This is a genomic window from Psychrobacter sp. UBA3068 (assembly GCF_002366815.1).
Lineage (GTDB): Bacteria > Pseudomonadota > Gammaproteobacteria > Pseudomonadales > Moraxellaceae > Psychrobacter > Psychrobacter namhaensis.
The window spans coordinates 19,075-43,883 of sequence record NZ_DFBY01000007.1 but is presented as its reverse complement, the minus strand read 5'-3'; the positions used below and the strand labels follow the sequence as shown (position 1 = coordinate 43,883).

16 protein-coding genes and 1 pseudogene are annotated in these 24,809 nt (G+C 45.9%); 7 read left to right on the top strand and 10 right to left on the bottom strand.

The annotated features are described in order from the left end of the window. The 4 genes and pseudogenes from B2P60_RS12310 to B2P60_RS01155 form a co-directional block, all read right to left on the bottom strand. On the bottom strand, positions 1–324 hold a 324-nt coding region (locus B2P60_RS12310; protein WP_414706613.1), incomplete at its 3' end, for a hypothetical protein. Positions 325–567: 243 nt separating this feature from the next. Next, a pseudogene (locus B2P60_RS01165) lies at positions 568–3,681 on the bottom strand (ESPR-type extended signal peptide-containing protein); the annotation flags it as partial. A 312-nt stretch (positions 3,682–3,993) separates the two neighbouring features. Beyond that, positions 3,994–5,493, bottom strand: a complete 1,500-nt coding sequence (locus B2P60_RS01160; RefSeq protein ID WP_286738957.1) for a sensor histidine kinase — start codon at positions 5,491–5,493, stop codon at positions 3,994–3,996. Positions 5,494–5,594: 101 nt separating this feature from the next. Further along, positions 5,595–6,281 carry a response regulator transcription factor gene (locus B2P60_RS01155; RefSeq protein WP_198333527.1) on the bottom strand — a complete coding sequence of 229 codons (687 nt, stop codon included), beginning with the start codon at positions 6,279–6,281 and terminating at the stop codon, positions 5,595–5,597. 259 nt (positions 6,282–6,540) lie between these two features. On the opposite strand from B2P60_RS01155, the gene B2P60_RS01150 reads away from it, so the two are divergent. The 6 genes from B2P60_RS01150 to cysE all read left to right on the top strand — a co-directional run bounded on the left by B2P60_RS01150 (position 6,541) and on the right by cysE (position 16,069). Beyond that, entirely contained in the window at positions 6,541–7,062 is a 522-nt protein-coding gene (locus B2P60_RS01150) for a Spy/CpxP family protein refolding chaperone (RefSeq protein ID WP_286738956.1), read from the top strand. 369 nt (positions 7,063–7,431) lie between these two features. Then, the gene (gene ggt, locus B2P60_RS01145; RefSeq protein ID WP_286738955.1) at positions 7,432–9,387 is read left to right on the top strand and encodes a gamma-glutamyltransferase; all 1,956 of its coding nucleotides are present in this window, start codon (positions 7,432–7,434) and stop codon (positions 9,385–9,387) included. A 296-nt stretch (positions 9,388–9,683) separates the two neighbouring features. Then, a complete protein-coding gene (dnaE, locus tag B2P60_RS01140) occupies positions 9,684–13,397 on the top strand; it encodes a DNA polymerase III subunit alpha (protein ID WP_286738954.1) in 3,714 nt (1,237 codons plus the stop codon). A gap of 71 nt (positions 13,398–13,468) precedes the next feature. Next, on the top strand, positions 13,469–13,846 hold the full coding sequence (locus B2P60_RS01135; RefSeq protein ID WP_286738953.1) for an Hpt domain-containing protein: 378 nt from the start codon (positions 13,469–13,471) through the stop codon (positions 13,844–13,846). Then, a complete protein-coding gene (locus B2P60_RS01130) occupies positions 13,847–14,734 on the top strand; it encodes an RNA methyltransferase (protein ID WP_198333523.1) in 888 nt (295 codons plus the stop codon). It begins immediately after the preceding gene. Positions 14,735–15,157: 423 nt separating this feature from the next. Next, the gene (gene cysE, locus B2P60_RS01125) at positions 15,158–16,069 is read left to right on the top strand and encodes a serine O-acetyltransferase (RefSeq protein WP_193006373.1); all 912 of its coding nucleotides are present in this window, start codon (positions 15,158–15,160) and stop codon (positions 16,067–16,069) included. A 134-nt stretch (positions 16,070–16,203) separates the two neighbouring features. On the opposite strand, the gene B2P60_RS01120 is transcribed toward cysE, so the two are convergent. From B2P60_RS01120 to pheA, 6 genes are all read right to left on the bottom strand, one after another. Further along, positions 16,204–16,722 carry a 2-amino-4-hydroxy-6-hydroxymethyldihydropteridine diphosphokinase gene (locus tag B2P60_RS01120; protein WP_227670180.1) on the bottom strand — a complete coding sequence of 173 codons (519 nt, stop codon included), beginning with the start codon at positions 16,720–16,722 and terminating at the stop codon, positions 16,204–16,206. 4 nt (positions 16,723–16,726) lie between these two features. Continuing rightward, on the bottom strand, positions 16,727–17,152 hold the full coding sequence (gene folB, locus B2P60_RS01115) for a dihydroneopterin aldolase (protein ID WP_198333520.1): 426 nt from the start codon (positions 17,150–17,152) through the stop codon (positions 16,727–16,729). 51 nt (positions 17,153–17,203) lie between these two features. Further along, positions 17,204–18,166: an EamA family transporter RarD gene (gene rarD / locus B2P60_RS01110; RefSeq protein ID WP_198333519.1), complete on the bottom strand. Its 963-nt coding sequence runs from the start codon at positions 18,164–18,166 to the stop codon at positions 17,204–17,206. A gap of 277 nt (positions 18,167–18,443) precedes the next feature. Next, a complete protein-coding gene (locus B2P60_RS01105; protein WP_286738952.1) occupies positions 18,444–20,801 on the bottom strand; it encodes a bifunctional prephenate dehydrogenase/3-phosphoshikimate 1-carboxyvinyltransferase in 2,358 nt (785 codons plus the stop codon). A 115-nt stretch (positions 20,802–20,916) separates the two neighbouring features. Further along, on the bottom strand, positions 20,917–22,059 hold the full coding sequence (hisC, locus tag B2P60_RS01100) for a histidinol-phosphate transaminase (protein WP_286738951.1): 1,143 nt from the start codon (positions 22,057–22,059) through the stop codon (positions 20,917–20,919). A gap of 102 nt (positions 22,060–22,161) precedes the next feature. Then, entirely contained in the window at positions 22,162–23,334 is a 1,173-nt protein-coding gene (gene pheA / locus B2P60_RS01095) for a prephenate dehydratase (RefSeq protein ID WP_193006367.1), read from the bottom strand. Between the two features lie 430 nt (positions 23,335–23,764). Here pheA and B2P60_RS01090 point away from each other — a divergent pair, with 430 nt between their 5' ends. Continuing rightward, positions 23,765–24,706 carry a transaldolase gene (locus tag B2P60_RS01090; RefSeq protein WP_193006366.1) on the top strand — a complete coding sequence of 314 codons (942 nt, stop codon included), beginning with the start codon at positions 23,765–23,767 and terminating at the stop codon, positions 24,704–24,706. Positions 24,707–24,809: the final 103 nt, after the last annotated feature.

Genomic DNA, 24,809 nt, shown 5'->3' with positions numbered 1-24,809 from the left:
GCCCAAGCGATTAACTTGAGTGCCACTAAAGATATTACCTGTACTGATACTGCCGTTGCTGCCTAGATCAAGATCGTTATTAAGCTCAACTTCTATTTTGCCATTTCTTACTCTTGTGTCGATGTTGTCATTAGAACCAACTACCTCAACTTGCTCTCCTAGCTGTTTCATTACAGTTTGACCATCAGCAGCTTTTAAACCAAAGCCTTGGTTAACCTTAGTATTGGTTTCAAATAACTGACTGCCATTGACTGCATCGGTGCTAGCTTCGCTTATATCGCCCGCAGCGACGTTAGTCAGTGTGACTGGGGAGGTTGAACCCATGCCACCTAGTGTTACACTAGTTTTGGCTAAGTTATCATACTGCACTGAATTATCTGCTTTAAACAGACTGTCTTTAGTGTCTTGACTTAAATCAACCGCGTAATCAGTTAAGTTAGTGGTATCAGTAGCGGCGCTTACTGTTACTGCTGAAGAGCCTGCTGAGGTTTTAGAACCCTTGGCATTAACGGTATATACATCTTGACCATTATCACCTGTCGACTTCACAACATCAGCAACGTTAGTACCTGCAACCACTTCTGTTCTAGCAGCGGCAGTTGAGCTGTTCAGCTGACTGACATTGACAGCGTCTTTAGCCTGTATGCCATCATCAACGTTAATAACTCTTTTATTACCCGCATTGATACCATTAGACTTAGTAATACTTGGGCCATTGAACATGCTTAGACCATCACTGGTCAACGTTGCATTAGATAATGGATTTGTACCTGTTACTGTCACTCCAAGTCCACTAACTGTAGTCACACCGCCCATTGCTAGACCACCTGTGACCATGCCCAAGCGATTAACTTGAGTGCCGCCAAAGATATTACCTGTACTGATACTGCCGTTGCTTCCTAGATCAAGATCGTTATTAAGCTTAACTTCTATTTTGCCATTTCTTACTCTTGTGTCGATGTTGTCATTAGAACCAACTACCTCAACTTGCTCTCCTAGCTGTTTCATTACAGTTTGACCATCAGCAGCTTTTAAACCAAAGCCTTTATTGATAGTAGTCGTGTTACTTTCGACGGCTTCATTCGTCGCATGCAACTGGCTGCCATTAACAGCATCGGTACTGGTTGCGTTGACAGCGCCTGCTGCTACATTAATGATCTGACGTTCACCACCAACTGAACCGACGCTCATTACCCCTACTGGCGCTGAGCCTGCATAAGTATAAGGTGTTCCACTAATAGTACCTCCCGTTTCAGTTGTGGCAGCACGATCAGTAGATAAATTGCCTAGCACAATACTGTTGTCTTGAGTGGTTTCAACCTCGTTACCTAGAACAAAAGTATTGTCGTTACCAACCGTATTGTCATTACCCATCACGTAACTGCCTGAGCCAGTGATGGTGTTAGGATCACCAAACGCACCTGAATTGTTGCCTGTTACGTCATTCTCAGTCCCTATGGCGATTGAGTTAGCACCGCTCACTGTATTGCCTTTACCTATCGCTATCGACTCTTTACCGTCCACTACACTTCGATCGCCTAGAGCAACAGAACTAACGCCATTTGCTTCTGAACTAAAGCCCATAGCCGTTGCCCATTGTTTAGTTGCCTTAGAGCCAACACCAACTGCGGTGCTTTGTACTGCACTAGCAAGCGTACGCGAACCAATAGCAGTGCCTGTCAGAGTAGTAGCTTGCGCACCTTCCCCTAAAGCCACTGAACGCTCGCCTAAGGCTTTAGCATTGACACCAATCGCTGTCGCATTTTTATTAGTAGCTTCAGCTTTAAAGCCAACCGCTGATGCGTTTGCACCTACAGCTTTAGAGAAGCCGCCTAAAGCTAAAGCACCATCACCATCCGCTCGAGAGCGACGACCTAGTGCTGCACTATCTTCGCCTCGCGCATTAGCAGTAGGACCAACAGCTGTCGCACCTAAACCATCTGCACTACTCTTGACACCTAGCGCAACTGATTCGCCACCTTTAGCCTTAGCCTCAAAACCTGACGCCAAACTGCTACGGGCTGTTGCTTCTGCACCAGCACCAAAGGCACTAGCCTGAATACCGTTTGCAAACGCATTCTCTCCAACAGCAGTAGAGCTATCACCGTTTGCATTGGCATTAGCACCAACCGCAAGAGCGTCATTGCCTGTGACTGACGTGGTGTATGGCTGTGCACTGCTAGAGCGAATAGGGAAATCAATGCCAGCAACGATCGTATCTAATGCTTTTAGCTGGGCCACGTTCACCGCATCACTATCTTGACTACCTGCTGCAACATTTACAATCTGACGATTGCCACCCTTCGCTCCTGTACCAACTGATACTGCACCGTAATCTGCGCCGCTTTGTGTCGCTGTGATGGCGGTGGTCGCTCCCATACTTGCGCCTATTGGAACATAGCCAAACGCGCCGCCTGCCACATTAGCCTTTGATCCTGAACCTAGCGCCACTGACCCTTTTGCACTCGCTGACGATCCCATGCCAAAGGCAGAAGACGCGACACCAGATGAAGAAGACTGTACGCCAATGGCGGTAGACAATGCCCCTTGAGACAGTGCTTTTGCCCCAATAGCTATGGAGGCGGCGCCACCCGATTCGGTATTCACCATATAAGGAGGTGTCTCAACCAGATCACGACCGGTATAAGCTTTAAAGGTGGTGTTGACTTCACCACCATTAATGGTAGTACTGGCAGCACCTGTGAGGTTGGCTTTGGAGGCCGCGTCTAAATCATCACCGCCAATGGCGATAGAGGATGCGCCTTTTGATACAGTGTTTGCCCCAATGGCAATAGACTGCTCACCACTTGCGGTGGTGTGTTGACCACTTGCACCACTACCAATGGCAATGCCTTGACTGCCAGTTGCACTTGCGTTTCGACCCATGGCCATGGCGTTTTGACCAGTTGCACCTAGATTGTCATCGTTGCTGCCACCTGTCGAGTTCACACTATAGTACTTGGTCTTGTTGGCAGCGACCGTACTGTTTAGATCACCGATGTTTGCTGCGTTCGTTGCGGTGGTACCGCCACTGGCCACGTTAGTGATCTGATTACTGCCATTGTTAAGACCGCTATTACTCAGCACAACGTTATTAATCGAACTACTTGCTGTAATGGTAATACCTGAACTATCAACCAAAGTATCGCCAGTTTTGAGGCTGCCATCAGTACCAAGATCGACATTTTGAGCCAGTTTGATGGTTAAAGTATCACCTATACCAAAGACACCAATGTTGCCATTCGTTAGCGGTCCTGTTGCACCGCCTAAGATATTGAGCGTCTCACCATCACTGCGTGTAATATTTGTAGCATTATCCCCTTCAAATTTTAGCGCTATTGAACCTCCTGAGCCACCAGAGTTAGAATTATTGTTGTGACTGTTGTTACCAGGGCTATGACTGTGGACACCATGACTGCCGTGGCTATGACTATAGTTACCCTCATGATGATTGTCAGTACCTGTCGCATTGGTTTGCATACCAAAACCAGCAGCCAGCAGTCCTAGTCCAATAGCACTTAGGCGTAATTTATTGACAGAAGCCAGGTTAGACGTTGTATTGATGGTAGCGTTAGAGTTAACACTAGATTTGGAGGATTTGCCGCGTCCCTTTGCATATTCACCGACTGCGGTAAAACAACTTAAGGCTTCATTCCAGATGACTTTATAGATGCGGTTCATGATATGTACTCCCTTACAGATTTGTCAGATTTGAAAAAATCAGAGATAAAATCTATCTTTCAGAGAGTCGATATCACAAAATAAAACGGGGTATAAGCTTATAATCCTATCGCCTTTTTTAGGCGGTCATTTGCATTAAAGTTAACAAGACGTTTTTTCTTGTAAGTGTTTATCACCCTCTCTATATATTAGTATTACCGAATATATAGAGAATAACAATGCAGTTTATCCGATGTTTAATACCATTTATCGGTTATATTCTTATAAATGAATATAATGTTTTTAGCCTTTATTGTCTGTACGAACTTACCTTCAGTGTCTCATAGGCAGTACTATCTGCACCGTCAATCCTTGTACGCCATCTTGGCGATTGTAAACATTGATATATCCCTTATGTGCCATCACCACGGCATGGACAATTGCTAACCCCAGCCCATAGCCCCCAGTTTCTCGGTGACGGGCAGAATCAAGGCGGACAAACGGTTGAAAAATACGCGCTAGATCTTTATCTGCAACGCCGCCGCCTGCGTCTGTTATATTGATTTGAATAGCAGGTATCTTATTAGCCCCCTCTATTTTTTTAACGTCAGCCATCACCACTGAATCAGAGGCCGTGTGCATAAAAGCATTGCGGATGACATTTTCAAGGGCACTGTGCAACTGTTCTTGATTGCCAAGCACCGTCCAAGAAGTTATTGGAGAATTTTTTGATGAAAATTTGGGTGATTGCCATTGCCAGCTCACGTTTTTATGTTGAAACTCAAAACAAACATCTTGTCCAATCTCACTGATAATCTCAGAGATATCGACCGCTTCACTCTCTAGACTATCGACAGTGTATTGCTGCATTTGTAAAGATTGGATATGAATGATCTGTCCAATCAACTCATTCATACGTGTAGATTCTTTATCAATGCGATCAAGGTAACGGCTGGCATTAGGAGCAAAGTCGCGAGTCAGCTCAGTGGCAACTTCCAGACGCGCCAATGGCGAGCGTAGCTCATGTGAGATATCACTTAACATCTGCTTGCGTGCCAGCTCACTCTCAGCCAAGCGCGTGGACAGTTTGGCCACATCTTTGGCCAATAACCCCAACTCATCATCCCCCATTTTGGATAGATTTGGTTGCGCCTGATAGTCGCCGTCAATCATACGGTGCACCGTGTGTTGGACACGGCGAATGCGCCGAGTCAGCGTACGACTGAGCCAGACACAGACTAAGACACTAAAAACAATAATCAATAACAAACGTATCGGAAAGTTGCCACGTTGCAGCTCTATCACATCTGAGAAACGCAAATGTGGGCGCAGCTGTATAATGACTGTCTGCTTGTCTGGCAACACAACTGTCACGTCAGCCAATTCAGGGCGATTATCAGGGTCAGCTAACGTAGCGCTACGCGGTACCATTGGGGATAGAATATGGTTTAAAACAGACGGCTTATCACGCGACACACCATCGTCGTCTTTCGACTTTTTAATAGTATCCAATTTGGACATGGCTGGTACTGACTGTGCGGTTTGTATGGATGACGAATCTATCGTTTGATTATCCTCTTGCATACGCTCTTGCCTGCGCTGCTCACCCCTATCCAGATAGCGCGGAAACATGATGGCCCCTTGCTCATCATAGACTCTAACCTGACTCATCAGCCAACGGTCTTGACGATACATCTGCCTGACTGTCGTCAAATCTCCAGCTTGTAACGCGTCAACCATCTCCTGACGCTTAATCAGTAAACGGTCAATTTGCACATCCATGCGAGCCGTCAGCTCTTTCTCAACCAGCCAACGCTCCACTATAATAGACAAAACAGAGGTCATTAAAATCGTCAATAACAGACTTAAAAATAGACGCCAAAAAATGGTGACTCGTACCTTAAATATAGGCGCTTTCATCATTGAATCCATCATTAAAGTACCAACTGATACCCTTTCCCACGAACCGCTTTGATCGGTTCATCGTGAAAAGGTTGTAGTTTTTTACGCAGACGCGAAACATGAACATCAAGACTTCGATCAAACGGCTGCAATTCACGCTGCAAAACATGCTCTGACAGCCACGTCTTACTGACGACCTCACCCTTTTGTTTAAGCAGCGCGACCAACAGATCAAACTCGGTACCAGTCACTTGTAACTCTGTGCCATCTATCTGGCAAACTCGCTGATTTTGATCAAGTTGTAAGCGACTTTCAGGTAAAGGCATGTGCTCCGATGCAGCCACATTAGTACGTTTAATCACTGCATTGATGCGCGCCAGTAGCTCTCTAGGATTGCAGGGCTTGGTAATATAATCATCAGCGCCAAGCTCTAAACCAATGATACGATCAATCTCCTCCCCTTTTGCCGTCAGCATGATCACGGGGATATCACTGATACTTGGTAATTGACGTAGCACACTCAGTCCATCGATTTTTGGCATCATAATATCAAGTACCAGCAAGTCATAAGTCACAACCTTACTATTCGCCGTCTTAAGTTTCTGAATCACTGCTTCTCCATCGTGGACGCAATCGCATGTCACACCATGATTGTGCAAATACTCTTGTAATAACTGAGTCAACTCTTCATCATCGTCGCCTAACAGTATATTTGGCACGTCTGTCTCCTTCAGCGTTACCTAGCTTTATCGCTCATATTATCAGGCATGTGCTGATCAATACGCCATAAACGTTACCTTTCTTAATATTTCATAAATGTTCGTAACCTTTAACTGTCGTAAGATAGCCACTATCAACAGTAAATATGGCACTTATCTATTGTCCTAAAAAATGCTGAAAAGCTGATACTGGCCAAGTAAGACCTTACTGTTCATTTAACCACTCCATATAAAATTAAGTTAAATAAGGGATATCATCATGAAAAAACTACTATTGGGCTCAGTAATCGCCATATCTAGTGTATTTACCGTTACTGCGTGTACTAGCGTCAATGCAACCACTGACACAGCGCCCAAGACCAGCAAAATGCAGCATAAAGATGGGATGAAAAAAGGCGGTATGAGAGGCCCCATGTCCCAGTTGGATCTGACTGCGACGCAGCAAGCACAAATCAAAGCCATCATAGAAGCAAAACACGGTGACTATAAAGCCGACCGCGCCCAACACAAAGCAGAGCGTGCGCAAATGCACCAGCAGGTGCAAGCGCTGACCAATGCAAGCACGCTAAACAACGCTGCCGTCAATCGTTTGGCCAATCAGCAAGCCGCTAAAGCAAAACAGCGTTTTATCGAACGCATACAAATGCAACACGCCATCTCTCAAGTCTTGACGCCTGAGCAGCGTGAAAAAATGGCCAAATTAAAAGCTGAAAAAATGGCTAAAGGTTATAAAGGCTCAGAACACCGTAAAATGCATGGTAAACAGCACCAAGGTATGTAAATCACCGTTAAAGACAGAATGACATTCATGCGTCATGTCTTATAGTCTAAGTGTCTTATAGTACTAAGTGTCATCAAATCAAAAAGTGCATCGTATAAACGGTGCACTTTTTTTCGCCTACTTTTCGCCTACCACCATACACCCACCTGCTCATTGTGTACTCAATCAATGACACCAAAATGATACCAAATGGCTTCTAGCAGCTGTAACCATACTCGCAGTCTGAACAAGATAAAAAGTAAATTGTCATAAACACCTTTCTCCCACTCCCTATTTTCGCTACTATTCAGGTACCTTTATCTCTTTGTCACTTGATGAGCTCAACTTCTTATAAGCTTATATTCCCACTCACGTAAAAAGGACTTTGCGATGTCACAATCACTTTCTTATCGTCAAACGGCTCAGCAAAATAAACCAAAAATTAACACACTCCTAACATCCAGTATCTTATTTATCAGTAGTACGCTATTTTTGTCTGTCTCCGCGCATGCGGCAGATCCAACCACTTCAGTCAATAACGCTACGGTCAACACCACCACCATCAATACCAGTGCGATCAACTTAGCCATCATGGCTGATCATCCAACCGTCCTGTCTGAAACCAAACGCATCACCCGAGCAAAAACCAGCACCCTTAAATCTACGGCTAAAACTGCCAACAATGCTAATAGTGACCAAGCTATTTACTCTGAAGATGCCATTCATCATCCGGTATGGGCAAAGAATGGCATGGTCGCCACCCAAGAAGCGCTGGCCTCTGATATCGGGCTTCAGATTTTAAAAGACGGCGGTAATGCTGTGGATGCTGGAGTTGCTGTTGGCTTTGCGCTTGCCGTTACCTTACCACGCGCAGGCAACATTGGCGGTGGTGGTTTTATGATGATTTATGATGCCAAGCAGGACAAAACCGTGGCACTCGATTATCGTGAAAAAGCCCCGAGTAGCGCCTCTCGCGATATGTATCTAGATAGCGATGGCAATGCCGTTAGTGATTTATCTCGTTATCATGGCCTCGCCGTTGGCGTACCGGGTACCGTCGCAGGACTTCTCAAAGCGCTAGAAGATCACGGCACAATGAGCCGCGAGCAAGTCATGGCACCAGCGATAGCATTGGCAGAGAATGGTATCGAAGTCACTGCTGGCTTGTCTGAATCACTCACGGCATTAAGTGCGCGCTTACAAAAGTGGCCAAGTACCAAGAAGGTGTTTTTTAAAGCTGACGGCAGCGCCTATCAGCCGGGCGAGCGCTTGACGCAACCGGAGCTTGCTCGTTCACTCAAGCTGATCGCTGCGCAAGGCGCAGATGGGTTCTATAAAGGTGAAACGGCCAGTAAATTGGTAAAAGCAGTCAATGACGCGGGCGGGCGGATGAGCTTACAGGATTTGTCCAATTATGAAGCCATCGCTCGCGAGCCTATAAAAGGCGACTACCGTGGCTATGAGATTGTCTCTATGCCGCCGCCCTCCTCTGGCGGTATTCATATCGTCCAAATCTTAAATATTTTAGAAGGCTATCCGCTAAAAGACTACGGACAAAACAGCGCCCAAACCATTCACTTAATGGCGGAGGCCATGCAGTTGGCATATGCGGATCGTGCTGAATACTTAGGAGATTCTGATTTTATCGATGTCCCTGCCAGCGGTTTAACGTCACAAGCTTACGCCGATAAGTTACGAGGTTTGATCAATCCAAACAAAGCCACGCCAGCGTCGACAATTAAAGCCAACAACCCACTCCCGTATGAAAGTGATCAGACCACACACTTTTCTATTGTCGATAAGGATGGCAATGCGATAGCGAATACTTATACGCTAAACTTCTCTTACGGCATGGGTCTGGTCGCTGAGGGGACAGGTATTTTATTGAATAATGAAATGGACGATTTCTCTGCCAAGCCGGGCGTGCCGAACGGTTACGGCCTACTAGGCGGGGAGGCAAATGCCGTTGAAGCCAATAAGCGTCCGCTATCCTCTATGAGCCCAACGCTGGTCTTCAAAGACAGCAAGCCCTATATCGTCACTGGTAGCCCAGGTGGTAGCCGCATCATTACTACGGTCACCCAAATCCTCTCAAATGTCATCGACCATGATATGAATATCGCCGAGGCGACTCACGCACCGCGCATTCATGACCAATGGTTGCCCGATGAGATTCGTATCGAAAAAGCGCTCAATGTAGATACCATCAAAAAACTAGAATCAATGGGGCATACGGTTAGCCCAAAAGCCGCGATGGGCTCCACGCAGTCGATTATGATTACCCCAAATGGCGTTTATGGATCTTCTGATCCACGTATTGTCGACGCGGCGGTGGTTGGATATTGATTTAACCCTGTCTTTAACTATCAGTTGTGAAGCCCTCTCTACTTTATAGTATAGAGGGTTTTTAATCTTCCTTTGTGTATTGTCCAAAGAGCGTAAACACTATCCTCACTTAGATTAAACCCCTTGAATGAGTGGCCGTCTACGGCAAATAATGGTATTATTACCGACCTAATTTAAAACGAATACATACAACTTTCACTGTATTATTTGTCTCATTTTTTCTTAATAAAACATTGATAATAATAGCTTTATTTTATTATTAGCCTCTTTTTTGCTCGTATCCGTAAGAGTCCTCTATGGCATTTGTACACCTTGGTATTCACAGCGAATATTCCATCACTGATTCTATCGTACGTATTAAGCCGCTGGTCAAAGCCGCCGCGGCTGACAATCAGCGCGCGCTTGCGTTGACTGATTTATCCAACCTTTATGCGACGGTGAAGTTTTATCGTGCCTGCCTAGGCGCTGGTATCAAACCGATTATCGGCAGTGAAGTCATCATGGATAATGAAGACACAAGGTTGACCCTGCTTGCAATGAACAACGAGGGATATCAAAATATTACCCGTATCGTCTCGCTTGGGTTTACCGAAGGACGCGCTGACCCTGTTAATCATGGCACGCCGGTCATTAAACGCAGCCATATTTTAGAGCATGCAGCAGGTGTGATCGTACTACTCGCTGAAAAATCAGACGTGGGTCAGGCCTTAGTCGGCTCTATGCCAGAAAAAGCCGATGAGTTGCTCGCTGAATGGCAAGCGCAGTTTGACGATCGCTTATATTTTGCCATCAAGCGGACCAATCGCTCAGGGGAAGACGCGTTTATTAAAGCCGCTATTCACTCAGGGGCCAAACACGCCATTCCTATCATTGCCCACAATGATGTGCGGTTTTTAGAACAAGATGATTTTGATGCGCATGAAGCCCGTGTCTGTATTGCAGGCTCCTACGTTCTTGCTGATCCAAATCGTCCGCAAACCTACTCAGATGAGCAGTACCTTAAAACACAAGATCAAATGGCACAGTTATTTGAGGATATTCCTCAGGTTATTGACAATACCTTACGGTTAGCCACACGCTGTAATGTGACCTTGACGCTTGGCATTAATGTATTGCCTGACTTTCCAGTACCTGAGGGTGAAACGATTGAGTCGTTTTTTCGCGCAGAATCCCAGCGCGGTCTTGAACAGCGCTTAGACAAGCTCTTCCCTATTGCCGAGCGTCGTGACAACTGGGGTGACTTTCGTCAAAGATATGACGAACGCCTAGAGTATGAATTGAACATCATCCTATCGATGGGCTTCCCTGGCTACTTTCTCATCGTTATGGACTTTATCCGCTGGGCAAAAGCCAATGGTGTACCCGTAGGTCCTGGTCGTGGCTCTGGTGCAGGCTCACTCGTTGCCTACGCTTTGAACATTACTGATCTTGACCCTATCCATTATGATCTGTTGTTTGAACGTTTCTTAAATCCTGAGCGTGTCTCCATGCCTGATTTTGATATCGACTTTTGTATTGAAGGTCGTGATCGAGTCATTGATTATGTGGCGCAAACTTATGGTCGTGACGCGGTTTCACAGATCATCACCTTTGGTACAATGGCAGCAAAAGCGGTGGTGCGCGATGTGGCGCGCGTACAAAGCAAGTCATACTTCCTCGCCAATAAAATATCTAAGCTGATCCCTAAGACACCCGGTATCACGCTGAGCCAAGCACTTGAGCAAGAACCACAGCTTAAAGACTTAATCTCCAATCCTGACAACATGGACTATGAAGACGCCCTTGAGATTTGGGAGATGGCGATTAAACTTGAAGGGGTGTGTCGTAATGTCGGTAAACACGCTGGTGGCGTCCTGATCGCACCGCATAAAATCACTGATTTTAGCGCCATTTACTGTGATGACGACGGTCATCGCGTCAGTCAGTTTGATAAAGACGATGTCGAGGCCGTTGGACTGGTGAAGTTTGACTTTTTAGGGTTGCGTAATCTAACCGTCATTAACGCGGCGGTTGAAAACATCAATCTACGCCGCGCTAAAGAAGGCGTTGATGCCTTGGTATTAGAAGATTTGCCATTAGATGACACCAAAGCTTATAAGCTGTTGCAAGACGCTAAAACCACGGCCGTCTTTCAGTTAGAAAGCATGGGTATGAAAAAATACTTAGCCAAATTACAACCGACCAATATCGAAGATGTGATCGCTATGTGTGCGCTCTATCGTCCAGGTCCGCTCGATGCGGGCATGGTAGAGATGTATATCGACCGTAAACACGGCCGCGAAGAAGTCATTTATGATCATCCCAATCTTGAGCCAATTTTAGAAAACACCAACGGCGTTATTGTGTATCAAGAACAGGTCATGCAGATCTCGCAAGTGATGGCGGGCTATAGCTTAGGCGGGGCAGATATGTTGCGCCGCGCCATGGGTAAGAAAAAACCCGAAGAGATGGCCAAACAGCGTGATATTTTTGTGACAGGTGCCACTTCCCAAGGCATTGATGAAGTCACCTCAGGCGGCGTTTTTGACTTGATGGAGAAGTTCGCCGGTTACGGTTTTAACCGCTCACACTCGGCAGCTTACGGCGTTTTGGCTTATCAGACTGCCTATCTAAAACAGTACTACCCTGCTGAGTTTATGGCAGCAGTCCTAACGTCTGATATGAACAACACCGACAATGTCGTCTTCTTTATCAACGACTGCCGTGAAAACTTTGGGTTGTCCGTGGTGAATCCATCGGTTAACCGTAGTGAGTGGCATTTCGTTGCTGACACCCCGACCAACATTATTTATGGACTTGGGGCTATTAAAGGCGTTGGTGAAGGGGCGGTAGAGTCCATTGTGGAAGCCCGTCGCACGAATGGCCCTTTTAAAGACTTATATGACTTTTGTCGCCGAGTAGACATCAAAAAAGTCAACAAACGCACGCTTGAAGCGTTAGTAAGCGCAGGCTGTTTTGATGACTTTGCAGCGACACTACGACCTGACTTGCCAGCAGACGCGGCTTACGAGATCCGCGGTGCATTGATGAGTCAGTTGCCAAGTGCTGTGCAAGCCGCTGAACAAGACCGCCAAAACCGCGAGATCGGTATGATGGATTTGTTTGGTGAGATGGATGGCGTGGTCGCCGCGCCACCATTGGTGATGACGTCAGAGCTGATTTGGGGTGATAAGCATCGTCTAAAGGCTGAAAAGAACACCTTGGGACTATACCTGACCGGACACCCCATCAATGAGTATTTGGATGAGCTAAAACGTTATACGTCAGGCACACGGCTAGATAAACTCACTGATACTGGTTATAACGGCAGCTGCTATTTTGCAGGCCTTATTATCGATATTGCCAATTTTGGTAATCGCAATGTGATTACCTTGGATGATGGTACTTCTCGTCTTGAAGTTAGCTGCTATGCGGAGCGCTTTAACCGCGTTAAAGAGCAGCTAAAAGTCGATGAAGTGGTTATTATTAAAGGCAGCATTCGTGAGCGTGATGGACGTTTATTTGCGCGTCTTGATAGTGCCATGAGTATGGTTGACGCGCGCTTGCGTTGGCTCAAAAAAATCAGTATAAAAGTTCATGGTAGCGACGTTAACTTGCTCACGCGCTTGCAACCTTTACTCAAGTCAGCACAAGCAGACATCATACCTGCACCGCGCTTAGCGTATAACAGTGAGCAGGACGAGCAAGGTGGCCATAGTAACAATAGCGTTTATGATCCTGCTATGGGTGGTAGCTTGTACGATGAAGACGGTAATGATTTATTGGCTTTAGAAAATGATATGAGTCAAGATGCGCTGCAAAATGGCAGCAGCTATGCCAATAACGCGTTGAGTAATACCGATACGTCCATTAATGATAACTGTCTGCCACTTGGGCTCAGCATTTATGAGGCGTTCGGTATCGCAAATGTTGGTCTATCTGAGCATTGGCGCATCTACCCTAACGACGACAACTTACAGCAGTTAAAGGGCATGGTGAGTGAAGATAACTTACACTTCCATTACAACTAAGGCTTTTTTACCGCAAAAAATCTGTCATGGCGACTTTATTACTTTAACTTTCAAAAACTGGATATAAAACTATGGTTGACATCCCACGTAACACGGTGACTAATCAGACTGAGGAAATTGTTAATCATGAGCAATTTGAAGATATGCGTGACTTGCTAGAAGAAGATTTTGCTGATTTGATACAAGTGTATATGACTGACAGTCAACAGCGAGTCGCGTCCCTACGAATCGCGCAGCAAGAAAACGACAATACCAACGGTTTTGAAATTGCCCATGCCCTAAAAGGCGCGAGCGCCAACTTGGGTACCACGCAACTGGTGAACCTTAGCAGTCAATTACAAAAACTATGTTGTGAACACCGCATCAGTGAGCAAGCTGCACTTATTGAAGACATCGCAGTAGCACTACAACGTGCTGAACAAGAAATAAATCAACGTTTGGGACAATAAATGAGTAACGATTATTCATCATCTACCGCCTCAGCACCCCAAGCTTATAGTGTGAGTGACTATCTTGCTTGTGTGCAAGTGGTCATGGTTAACACAACATTGCCCGCCAACATTGGTTCGGCCGCGCGTGCCATGCATACCATGGGTTTATCACGTTTGACGGTCGTTGACCCTAAGCGACCGATTGATGACACCAGTGTTTCTCATGCTGCCGGTGGTAGTGATTTGTTGTCATCCGCAATGATAGTACCTACCTTAGAGTCTGCGTTAGCGGACTGTCAGCTTGTGTTTGCGGCCAGTAGTCGTAGTCGTCATTTACCACGTCCTGTGGTGACACCAACGCAAGCGGCCAAGATTATGTTTGATTTTATCGATAAGCAGTCCACTCTCGATACAGCCAATGACAATGCAAGCGCTCCGTCCTCAAGCAAACCAAATATTGCCATCTTATTTGGTCGTGAAGATCGTGGCTTGACCAATGAAGAATTGGCTTACGCAGACTATCACATTCAAATCGATGCCAACCCAGCCTATCCAGTTCTCAATGTCGCCTCAGCCGTACAAGTCATTGCCAGCTTTATCTTTGCTTACGCGCAGACACATGCTCAAACGTCCAACAACAACCTAGATAACAACTTGAGCACAACAGCTCAACCAACAGTAGACGTCCATATACGTCAGCAATGGGATGAGCCAGCCATTACCCAGCAGCAGCTGCAACAGCTGACTCAGCGTATGACCGAGCTGATGGTTCAGCGCGGTTTAGCAGACAGCGAGCACTTAAAATCATTGCCGTCGAGACTCTCCAGACTGGGCTCGCGATTACAGCTTGACCAAAAAGAGTACCAGCTGTTAAGTGCTGTGATTGCTAAAATCTCAAAAGACTAGGCAGCCGATTTAATCTTAAAGCCAACCATAGTTAAAATACTTTAAAAGCAATATAGTGCAGCTAGCATGAGGTTTTGACAGCCTATTAGTAGTATTCTGACCACTAAAATTGATGCTAGGGCGTGTCCTCAATCAATCGATAGTCATCTAACTGGACTAAAAATGGCTAAATTTTGCCGCTGTTTGACTGCAATTTATCACCATTTTTAAAATGAGGACACGCCCTAATAAACTGATATTCGTTTATCGGCAATTTTTTTTGATGGCTCATCACTATATTTTGTAGTGCAAAGCTGCTATAACTGGAACAGCACAAGCAGAAATAAAATTTCACTAACATTAAAAGATAATAGTGATAAATTAAGAGAAAGCTGTAAGATTTTTTAGAAACGACACTTTACCGACGAATAGATAGGACGCTTTATGTCACTGCCATCCAAATTGTTCAAATCGCTTACCCGTATCAAAAAAGAGCTCAAAGAAGACATTGATGCGGTGTTCAACCGTGACCCTGCGGCACGTAATAGCCTGGAGGTCATACTGACCTACCCTGGCATTCATGCGCTTATCTTACATCGCGGGGCGCATTGTCTTTGGAATAACGAACAAAAGCTGGCAGCACGTGTTGTCTCATACGGCTCACGCATCATGACTGGTATCGAGATTCACCCTGCCGCAAAAATTGGCAAGCGCTTTTTTATTGACCACGGTGTCGGCGTCGTCATTGGTGAAACCGCTGAGATTGGTAATGACGTCACGTTGTATCATGGTGTGACGTTGGGCGGGGTCTCTTGGAATAATGGCAAACGCCATCCAACGCTAGAAGATGGTGTCACAGTTGGTGCGGGTGCAAAAGTTTTGGGTCCATTTACCGTCGGTAAAAACGCAAAAATAGGCTCAAATGCGGTGGTGGTCAAACCTGTCCCAGCAGGCGCCACCATGGTCGGTAGTGCAGCCCGTATGATCTCAGACCATCATGATGAAAAAGGCAATCCCCTCACCACCAAAGTACAAGATGCCAAGCAGCAAGAAAAAGTAGCACAGGCCGGTACCGCAAATACAAACCAGACTAAAAACTCAAATGCCAGCACAGCACGCACCACCGCTTTTCAGGCTTATGGTATTGATCCCTCTTCACAAGACCCTGTCGCAGAAGCGTTTGCTAAAATGCTCGAGCACATTCAACAATCAGAAAATCGTCTAGATCAGCTACAAGCCGCGATGTGCCAACTCGATCCTGATTTTTGCAAAAAAGAATACGATAAGCTCTGCTTAGAAGACTTAGATGTCATTGGTCGTGCTGAGGCAGATGAAGCCGACGCGACATTAAAGTAAAACTTCTACCAGTCTTCAGCTTCCTTCCCCCATTTTGGAGAGAAGGAAGTCAGTTAGGTTACATGTTCTGCTCAGACTTCAGTAAGAAAAATACGCAATATTGTTGATAACCGCTTTCTCGTTTGAATGGTCTTTTAACTGCCTAAAAAACCAGTCGTTATTAACTCCTTGATGCCAGTTTTTTCATGCGCTTTGAATGGGTAACGATCTGACATCACTACCCACTTAGATGTCTCATTTTTGCTTAGGCTATTTTTGGAAAGACCCACATTCACGAGCAGTATATCAATATCCATGGTGACTTTTTTTATAGGCAGCGACCGTTCTGTTGAGCGTTGCCTATGACAATCACATTCAAATTGTTTTAGCACTTGCTGCAGCTTTTGCAACGTTGTGGACGATTTTAGAGACAGATAGACACACTGATTGGTATAGTCAGGTTTTGGCAGCGCAAGAGTCGCTGTAAAGTCCGGATTTTGAAAAGCGCTAGATAGCTGCATTTCACCTAACGCTGCTAGATGCTCGCGCACGATCGGTAAATACGTCTCAGCGTGATAATTACTCCCCAAAGCCAATACGACAGCCGTCAACGTTTGCGCCTGCAACGCTTCGGGCGCACGCTTTTCTAACTTCTCAAAATTCAAGTCAGCCAACTTTTTATACATCGTTAGATTGATGGTTATCAGCGTGGTTCACCGCAGGCTCATCAGAGGAAGCGGCGGCATGACGAGTGATTTGCACACCAACCGCATCCGCTTGCTGAATGGCAGTCGGCTTGGCAATACTTAACGTGACTTTGTGACTGGCATATTTAGTCAGCAATTTGTCTGCGATTTGTCCAGCCAAATGCTCAAGTAGCTTCGCTTTAATGGCTTGGCACCACTCGCTCACATCATCACAGACCGCCTTATAGTTCAGCGCATCAGTGACATCATCCGATTTAGCGGCACGGCTGATATCGGTCTCAAGCGCGATGTCGATCAATAATGGCTGAGTGATCGCGCGTTCCCACTCATACACGCCAATCACCGCCTCTACTTTTAAACCTTTTATAAATACTACGTCAGATTGGGTATGAAACATGCTGTCATCCTTGTTTGCTAATTTTTAATTCACATTTTTAGTGGAAGGTTTTTATTTAACTTGCTGCAACGCCTCTTCACGTAGACGCTCAGCTTTTAATACTTTACTGGGACGATGGCGCCACAAATCAATGCTGAACAAGAGCAGACCCAACCAAATCAACCCAAACACCGCCAAACGATGTAAATCGAAATGCTCGTTATAATAAAACACCGCTAAGAAGAAAATAAAGGTCGGGGTCAGATAGTTCATAAAACTTAAAATACTATAGGCCACCAGTTTGGTCGATTTATTGAACAGTAACAACGGTATCAAGGTAATAGGACCTGCAATCATCAGTAGCCAAATGTTTGGACTGAACCAAAAGCGCAGCTGACTACTGACCACATCTGCCTGCCAAAACCACCACAGACAAATTGGCACCAACATCGTTGTTTCAACAAACATGGCGTCGACAGCCGTCAGAGGCGTTTGCCGTTGAATCGTACCATAAGTGCTAAAGCTAAAAGCCAAGATGAGCGATATCCAAGGCAGACTACCAATCATCACCACTTGGATAACCACAGAGAGTAGCGCAAAACCAATGGCGATCCATTGCAAAGGTCGCAAGCGCTCTTTGAATAAAATCATTGATAAGGCCACGCCCACCAACGGCCCAATAAAATACCCCAAGCTGGCTTCAAGTATACGGTCATGATTGACCGCCCATACATACGTGAGCCAATTCGTTGCGATAATCAAACCCGATATAAAAGAAAACGCGATCCATCTTGGGTTTTTCTTTAGGGTATCGACCCACCCCCAGCGTTTGGTGACCACCAACACGATAAGTAAGCACATGAATGTCCAGACAATACGGTGGCCGATGATCTCGGTTGCATCATAGGCAGCCAACTGTTTAAAATATAACGGAAAACCGCCCCAGATAAAAAAAGCAATCAGCGCGGTTACGATGCCACGTCTGGTCGTTTTAATAGGGACAGCCGGTTTTTTGACGACGTTTTGAGTAGTCATAAGTCAGTACAACTTCATTTAGAGCAAAGCGTATTCTCGCGCATGGTCGCCTAGTTATGATTATATTTTTAGGTGAACCGCAAAAACACAGGGTTACTACAAGTAGGACACAAGTTAAAAAGCAATGTGCGAATGTCCGTATCGACATCAACACATTGCTAACGATAACCACTATTTTGAAACACATTTATCTAAAAGTCAGTAAATAAGTACTGTTACCCTATGTATGAGTCTAAGGGTTCATGACTTACTTTCTTAAAAGCGAAACCATCAAGCATTAAGCGCTCGCATCATCAACTTGAATGGACATACCAATTTGATTGGCAAGCTCAGCAAATCCTGGGAAGCTGGTATTGACGGTTTCGACCCCTTCAATGACGATTTGCTTTGAAGCCCGTAAACTGGCAACCGCAAAACTCATGGCAATTCGATGATCATGATGTGAGGTAATTCGACCACCACCAAAGATAGGGTGAGTGTTATTGACGTTACCGCTTTGACTTACAGCACCGTTACCTGTAGTGCCTTTGCCTTCAATGATTAACCCATCATCCGTGACCGTACAATCAATGCCAAGCGTCTGCAAACCGTCGGCCATAACCGCAATGCGATCGGATTCTTTAACACGCAGCTCTTTTGCCCCCGTTAACACGGTACGGCCTTGCGCACAGCTAGCCGCAATAAATAATACGGGGAATTCGTCAATCGCTAGCGGCACTAAGTACTCCGGTATCTCAATACCTTGTAGGTTTGAGCTGCGAATCGTAATATCTGCGACTGGTTCACCGCCTACATGTGTCTCGTTACTCAAGCTGATATCGGCTTGCATTAATTTTAAGATATCAAGAATGCCAGTACGTGTCGGGTTGATACCCACTTGCGTGAGGGTCAACTCACTACCTTGACTGATGGCAGCAGCCACCATAAAAAAGGCCGCTGAAGAGATGTCAGCAGGTACGGCGATATCACCACCTGTCAGTGTGCCGCCGCCTGTTACACTGATGCGGTTGCCTTCTACTGTCACAGGGTAGCCAAAGGCTGATAGCATACGCTCGGTATGGTCACGACTGACTTCTGGCTGAGTCACCGTTGTGGTGCCCTCGCTCCATAGACCCGCTAATAGCAAGCAAGACTTAATCTGTGCAGAAGCGACTGGCATATCATACGCTATGCCTTGTAATGGTTTGCCGACCGTGTCTCGTCCAGTGATGCTGAGTGGCGCGGTCCCACTATGCCCCGTACTTTGTATGACAGCACCCATCATACGTAGCGGTGCAGCCACACGCTCCATCGGTCGTTTGTTTAGACTGGTATCCCCAGTCAGCACACTATCAAATGGCTGTGCCGCTAAGATACCAGACAGCAGGCGCATACTGGTCCCAGAGTTACCCATATAAAGCGGGGTTTTGCTCGGTTTTAAGCCATGCATACCAACCCCATGGATGGTTAACTTGCCGTTATCAGGCCCTTCAATACTCACGCCCATGTCACGGAACGCTTGCAACGTCGCAAGTGCGTCCTCTCCTTCCAAAAATCCAGTAACCTGTGTCACGCCTGTTGCAAGGCTACCCAGCATAATACTGCGATGAGAGATAGACTTGTCACCAGGAATGGTAATCGTGCCAGAAACGGTGTTGCTTGGCGTAATAATATAAGAAGCTGACATGGCAGTAGTATCCGTATAAGGGGTGCTGGCTAACATATGGCCAAAATGTCGCCGCGCGGCTTGCGCACGGCCCAAAAGTCCCATCAGGGCGGTTGAATCTTTATTAATGATAAGCTGGCGCATGGTTTGTAGGTAGACGCCATACTCGTCAAGGGCACTGACAATCGCGCTTTGATTGGCAAAAAATATATCGTGCCACATCTTAGGGTCACTGGCAGCAATGCGGGTAAAATCGCGAAAGCCACCAGCGGCGTAGCGAAACATATCCAAATTGTCATCATGGCTTGCCAGCTGCTCAACCAAATTAAACGCCAGTAAGTGCGGCAAATGACTGGTATGGGCCAATATCGCATCATGATGATCAGCGGCCATTGACATAGCCGTTGCCCCTACCGACTCCCACAGCAAGCGTAGCTTGGCAATAGAAGTCTCATTGGTCGTGGGTAGTTCACAGATAATAACGCTATGATTGACAAACAAGTTAGCGCGCCTGGCATGATACCCTGAATTCTCAGCGCCAGCAATCGGATGCGCCGGCACCAGACCCACTGGCAAAGAAGTAAACACCGCTTTGGCCGCCTCAATGATATTGAGCTTGGTGCTACAGACATCGCTAATCATGCAATCGGTAGCAAGCTGCCCGTCATCCATCGCCTGTTTAATATCACTGAACACCGCTTGTACCGCTTGTACGGGTACCGCAATGACTATCAAATCACTACCATCGACCACCTCACTCAGTCTTGAGCTGCCCGCATCCAGCAATCCTTGTTTGATGGCTTCTTCTATACTTGGGCCATGCCGATCGACGGCGACTAAGTGCTCACTCAAACCATTGTCTTTAATGGCTTGTGCAAGACTGGCACCGATTAACCCAAGTCCAATCACACAAACTTGCTTAAATAATGGCGGCTGAGTGGTTAAAAGGGGGTGATTATTATTCTGATGATTTTTTTGCTGACGACTCACGGCTTTTCTCGTTGTACAAACGAACGTTCATTTCGACAAAACAGTCTAACGTTCGTATCATAAAATTTAGTGGCTAATGGAGGGACTTATCTCTTGGAAAAATTTAGTTGCTTTATCAGTCTTCGGTCAAGATAGAGCGCAAGGTATCAATCAAACGCAGATTATCCTCTGCTAAGCCGACAGTAATACGCAGCCAATTAGGTAGACCATAAGCGCTCAGTGGCCGCACGATAACACCTTGTTCCAATAACGCTTGGTGAATCATAGCAGCCGTGGTGTCCTCCATCTCAAATTTTACCTCGACCATAATAAAGTTGGCATGTGACTTAACAAACCCCAATCCTAACGCGTCAAACTGTTTTTCCAACCAACGCATTTGCTCATCATTTGTCACTCGAGTTTTTTCGATAAAGTCCTGATCGGTAAGTGCCGCCGCGGCCGCAGCAAGTGCCACACGACTGACATTAAATGGCTGACGAATGCGATTGAGTAAATCTGCTACCGGTACTGAGCTAAGTGCATAACCGACACGCAGACCTGCTAATCCATACGCTTTAGAAAACGTACGGACAATCACCACATTGTTAAAATCCTCTAACAGCGCGCGATTGTTACTTTCAGGACTGTATTCAATATAAGCTTCATCTAACACTACCAGTACCGAACTTGGCACACTAGCCACAAACTCGCGTAGCGCTTTATGCTCAAGCTGAGTGCCCGTTGGGTTATTAGGATTGGCAATAAACACCATCTTAGTACCGGGACTGTCTTGCACCGCCTGACTCATCGCTTTTAAATCATGACCAAAGCGATGAGCGGGCACCTCTATAGCCGTTGCCCCCTGCATTTTAGCCAGCATCGGATAAATAATAAACGCATACTGACTATAAACGATGGTGTCATCAGCACCCGCAAAACTACGCGCCAAAATATCAAGCAAATCGTCAGAGCCATTACCTAAGGTAATCTGATCCGCATTGACATCGTTAAAATCAGCCAAAGCTTGTTTTAGATAGTATCCATTCCCATCAGGATAACGCGACAACTGACCCAATTGCTCAGTCACTGCCAACGTCACATGCGGTGAGCAGCCCCTCGGGTTTTCATTACTGGCCAGCTTTACCACATCTGAGATGCCATACTCACGCGTCAACTCTTCAACAGGCTTTCCTGTTTGATAAGGCGCCAACTCTAAAATACTGTCATAGGCCGGCACTAGCGGTGATAAATTTGACTGTGTCGATTGAGGTGACTGCATGATTTATCCTTAGATGTGGTAAGACATCTATCATTGATGAAGCTTGTTGGTTTGAGGGGGCTATGACCGCTATTGATGATAAAGGCGTGGCCTCTATCCTATTTATAGTACCGCTTTTGGATAGGAGCCTAGTATACGCACATCTTTTACCAACGGACGGATATCATTAATAGCAGCACTCACATTTGCCTCATCGATATGACCGTTCATGTCAATAAAGAAGACATAGGCCCACTTATTAGGACGCTCAGGGCGTGTCTCAATACTGGTCATAGAGACGCCATGATACGACAGAGGTTTTAAGATTTCGATCAGTGCCCCCGCTTTATCATGGGCGGAGACCACGATAGAGGTTTTGTCTTGACCTGACGGTGCAATCGCTTCGTGACCGATGATAAGAAAGCGCGTGGTGTTACTTGGGTTGTCTTCAATATTCGTATAAAGTTTATGTAAGTCATATTCCGCCGCAGCCACATCGCCTGCAATCGCTGCTGAATGCCATTCATTTTTTAAACGACGGGCCGCTTCACCATTGCTCGAGACCGCCACACGCTCAACATTTGGAAAGTTCACATCGAGCCAATGACGGCACTGAGCCAATGATTGCTGATGCGAATAAATACGGCTTAAACCATCAATTTTGGTGTGTTCAGCGACTAAGAAATTTTGATGAATCGGTAACTCAACTTCACCGATGATTTTAAGACTAGAAGATAAAAAGCCGTCTAGCGTGTGATTGACCACGCCTTCTGATGAGTTTTCTACGGGTACCACACCATACATGGCTGTACCTGCTTCTACTTCACGGAATACATCAGTGATGGTCGTCATTGGCACCGTATCGGCCGCTTTACCAAAATGTTTGAGGGCTGCAGCATGAGTAAAGGTGCCGACTGGACCCAAAAAAGCAATGCGTTGCGGGGCTTCTAGATCCAAACAGACCGACATGATCTCACGGAACAAACGCGCCATTTTTTCATCAGCGATCGGGCCAGTATTGCGCTCCATCACCGCTTTTAGCACTTGTGCTTCGCGCTCAGGACGATAAAATATAGGATTGCTGCTGTCAGTGGCCACGTTATTGGCAATGTGATTTTTTTTGACTGTTGCCACTTGCTGAGCCAGCTTAGCGCGGTTATTTATTAACGTCTGAATCTCGCAGTCCACTGCATCAATGTTTTGACGAATACTGTCCAAAAACTCTTTTTCATTTGTGGTATCGCTGATGCTTTGATTTAGATTATCCACATTTTGCTCTGATGACTGCTCACTCATTACCGCCCATCCTTTTTCTAATGTTATTACTGATTTTTATCACTGTTAGCTATTACGCTGTTTATTTTAGTACTCAACAGACAAGTCTAGCAAAAATATTGCACCCTGCTTGTCCTATCTTATAGGGTTACTACATACTGACAAACCATCAAACGGCAAATACCGCCGCCTGACAGCTGACCTGCTCTACTATAACAAAAACTATCGTCAGTGCCCACGTGTAAATGGGTGCAAACAGATGTAAATGCGCCTAAACCAGCTAATATGGGCAAAGTGACACCCTGTGACAGCGGTGCAAGAGCAAACTATCAAAGAACACTGGCTAAAAACTGTGTTACAGTTTAAAGCGACTACCAAATAGTAGTATATAAATAAGACCCTACCCCATAAATAAGAAAACACTCTCGTAATTGTTAAAAAAGGATATCTGATGAGCGCATTACAACAGCTTCGCACCATGACTACTATTGTTGCTGATACTGGTGATCTAACCGCCATTGCGCGCCTAAAACCTATCGATGCGACTACCAACCCAAGCCTCATTACCAAAGCACTTGTCCATCCTGATAACCAAGGCATGCTTTCAGAAACCATGAGCCGTCATAACGGCAATGTAGATGCTGTCATTGATGCGCTTACCGTACAGATTGGCTGTGATATTTTAGCGCTCATCGACGGTCGGGTCTCTACCGAAGTTGACGCCCGTTTGTCTTATGACACTCAAGCGACCATCGATAAAGCCTTAGAGTTTATGGAGGCTTACCAAAAAGCAGGTATCAACTCAGAGCGTGTGTTGATTAAAATGGCGGCTACTTGGCAGGGTATTGAGGCAGCACGCTATCTTGAAACCCAAGATATCCACTGTAACCTGACCCTGCTATTCGGGCAGCACCAAGCGATTGCTTGTGCGGATGCTGGCGTGACCCTGATCTCGCCTTTCGTTGGTCGTATTTTAGATTGGCAAAAACGTCAACAAAACCGTCAAAATGTACCTGCTTCTGATGATATGGGCGTACAATCGGTGAAGCGCATTTACCAATACTACAAACAACATGGCTATCATACTCAAGTGATGGGAGCAAGTTTTCGCTCAACTGAGCAGATATTGGCACTGGCAGGGTGTGACCTATTGACGATAGCCCCTAACCTGATCGATGAGCTAGCAGCAATGGATACTGAGGTTACATGTCAGCTATCGCCAAGTATGTCAATGGATATGGCTGATATGACTCGAGTGAGCTTAACGCGTGAAGAATTTAGTGCAGCCTATCAACAAGACACGATCACACAAGACTTACTACCAAAGGGAATTGATGGCTTTATTGGCGCGCGTGATGAGCTTGCGCAAACGTTGACGGCGATGCGTAACTAATACATACAGGCAGTCTTTGATAACAACGTTATTTTACGAGCGTGAATGGTAGGCCACAAAAGAGAATTGCCTACTCATAATAAGTTGGCTACTATGGCCTACT

Bases quoted from the DNA above. Each gene is read 5' to 3' on its own strand.
- B2P60_RS01150 (WP_286738956.1), top strand. From the start codon at position 6,541: ATGAAAAAACTACTATTGGGCTCAGTAATCGCCATATCTAGTGTATTT.
- ggt (WP_286738955.1), top strand. From the start codon at position 7,432: ATGTCACAATCACTTTCTTATCGTCAAACGGCTCAGCAAAATAAACCA.
- dnaE (WP_286738954.1), top strand. From the start codon at position 9,684: ATGGCATTTGTACACCTTGGTATTCACAGCGAATATTCCATCACTGAT.
- B2P60_RS01135 (WP_286738953.1), top strand. From the start codon at position 13,469: ATGGTTGACATCCCACGTAACACGGTGACTAATCAGACTGAGGAAATT.
- B2P60_RS01130 (WP_198333523.1), top strand. From the start codon at position 13,847: ATGAGTAACGATTATTCATCATCTACCGCCTCAGCACCCCAAGCTTAT.
- cysE (WP_193006373.1), top strand. From the start codon at position 15,158: ATGTCACTGCCATCCAAATTGTTCAAATCGCTTACCCGTATCAAAAAA.
- folB (WP_198333520.1), bottom strand. From the start codon at position 17,152: ATGTTTCATACCCAATCTGACGTAGTATTTATAAAAGGTTTAAAAGTA.
- rarD (WP_198333519.1), bottom strand. From the start codon at position 18,166: ATGACTACTCAAAACGTCGTCAAAAAACCGGCTGTCCCTATTAAAACG.
- hisC (WP_286738951.1), bottom strand. From the start codon at position 22,059: ATGCAGTCACCTCAATCGACACAGTCAAATTTATCACCGCTAGTGCCG.
- pheA (WP_193006367.1), bottom strand. From the start codon at position 23,334: ATGAGTGAGCAGTCATCAGAGCAAAATGTGGATAATCTAAATCAAAGC.
- B2P60_RS01090 (WP_193006366.1), top strand. From the start codon at position 23,765: ATGAGCGCATTACAACAGCTTCGCACCATGACTACTATTGTTGCTGAT.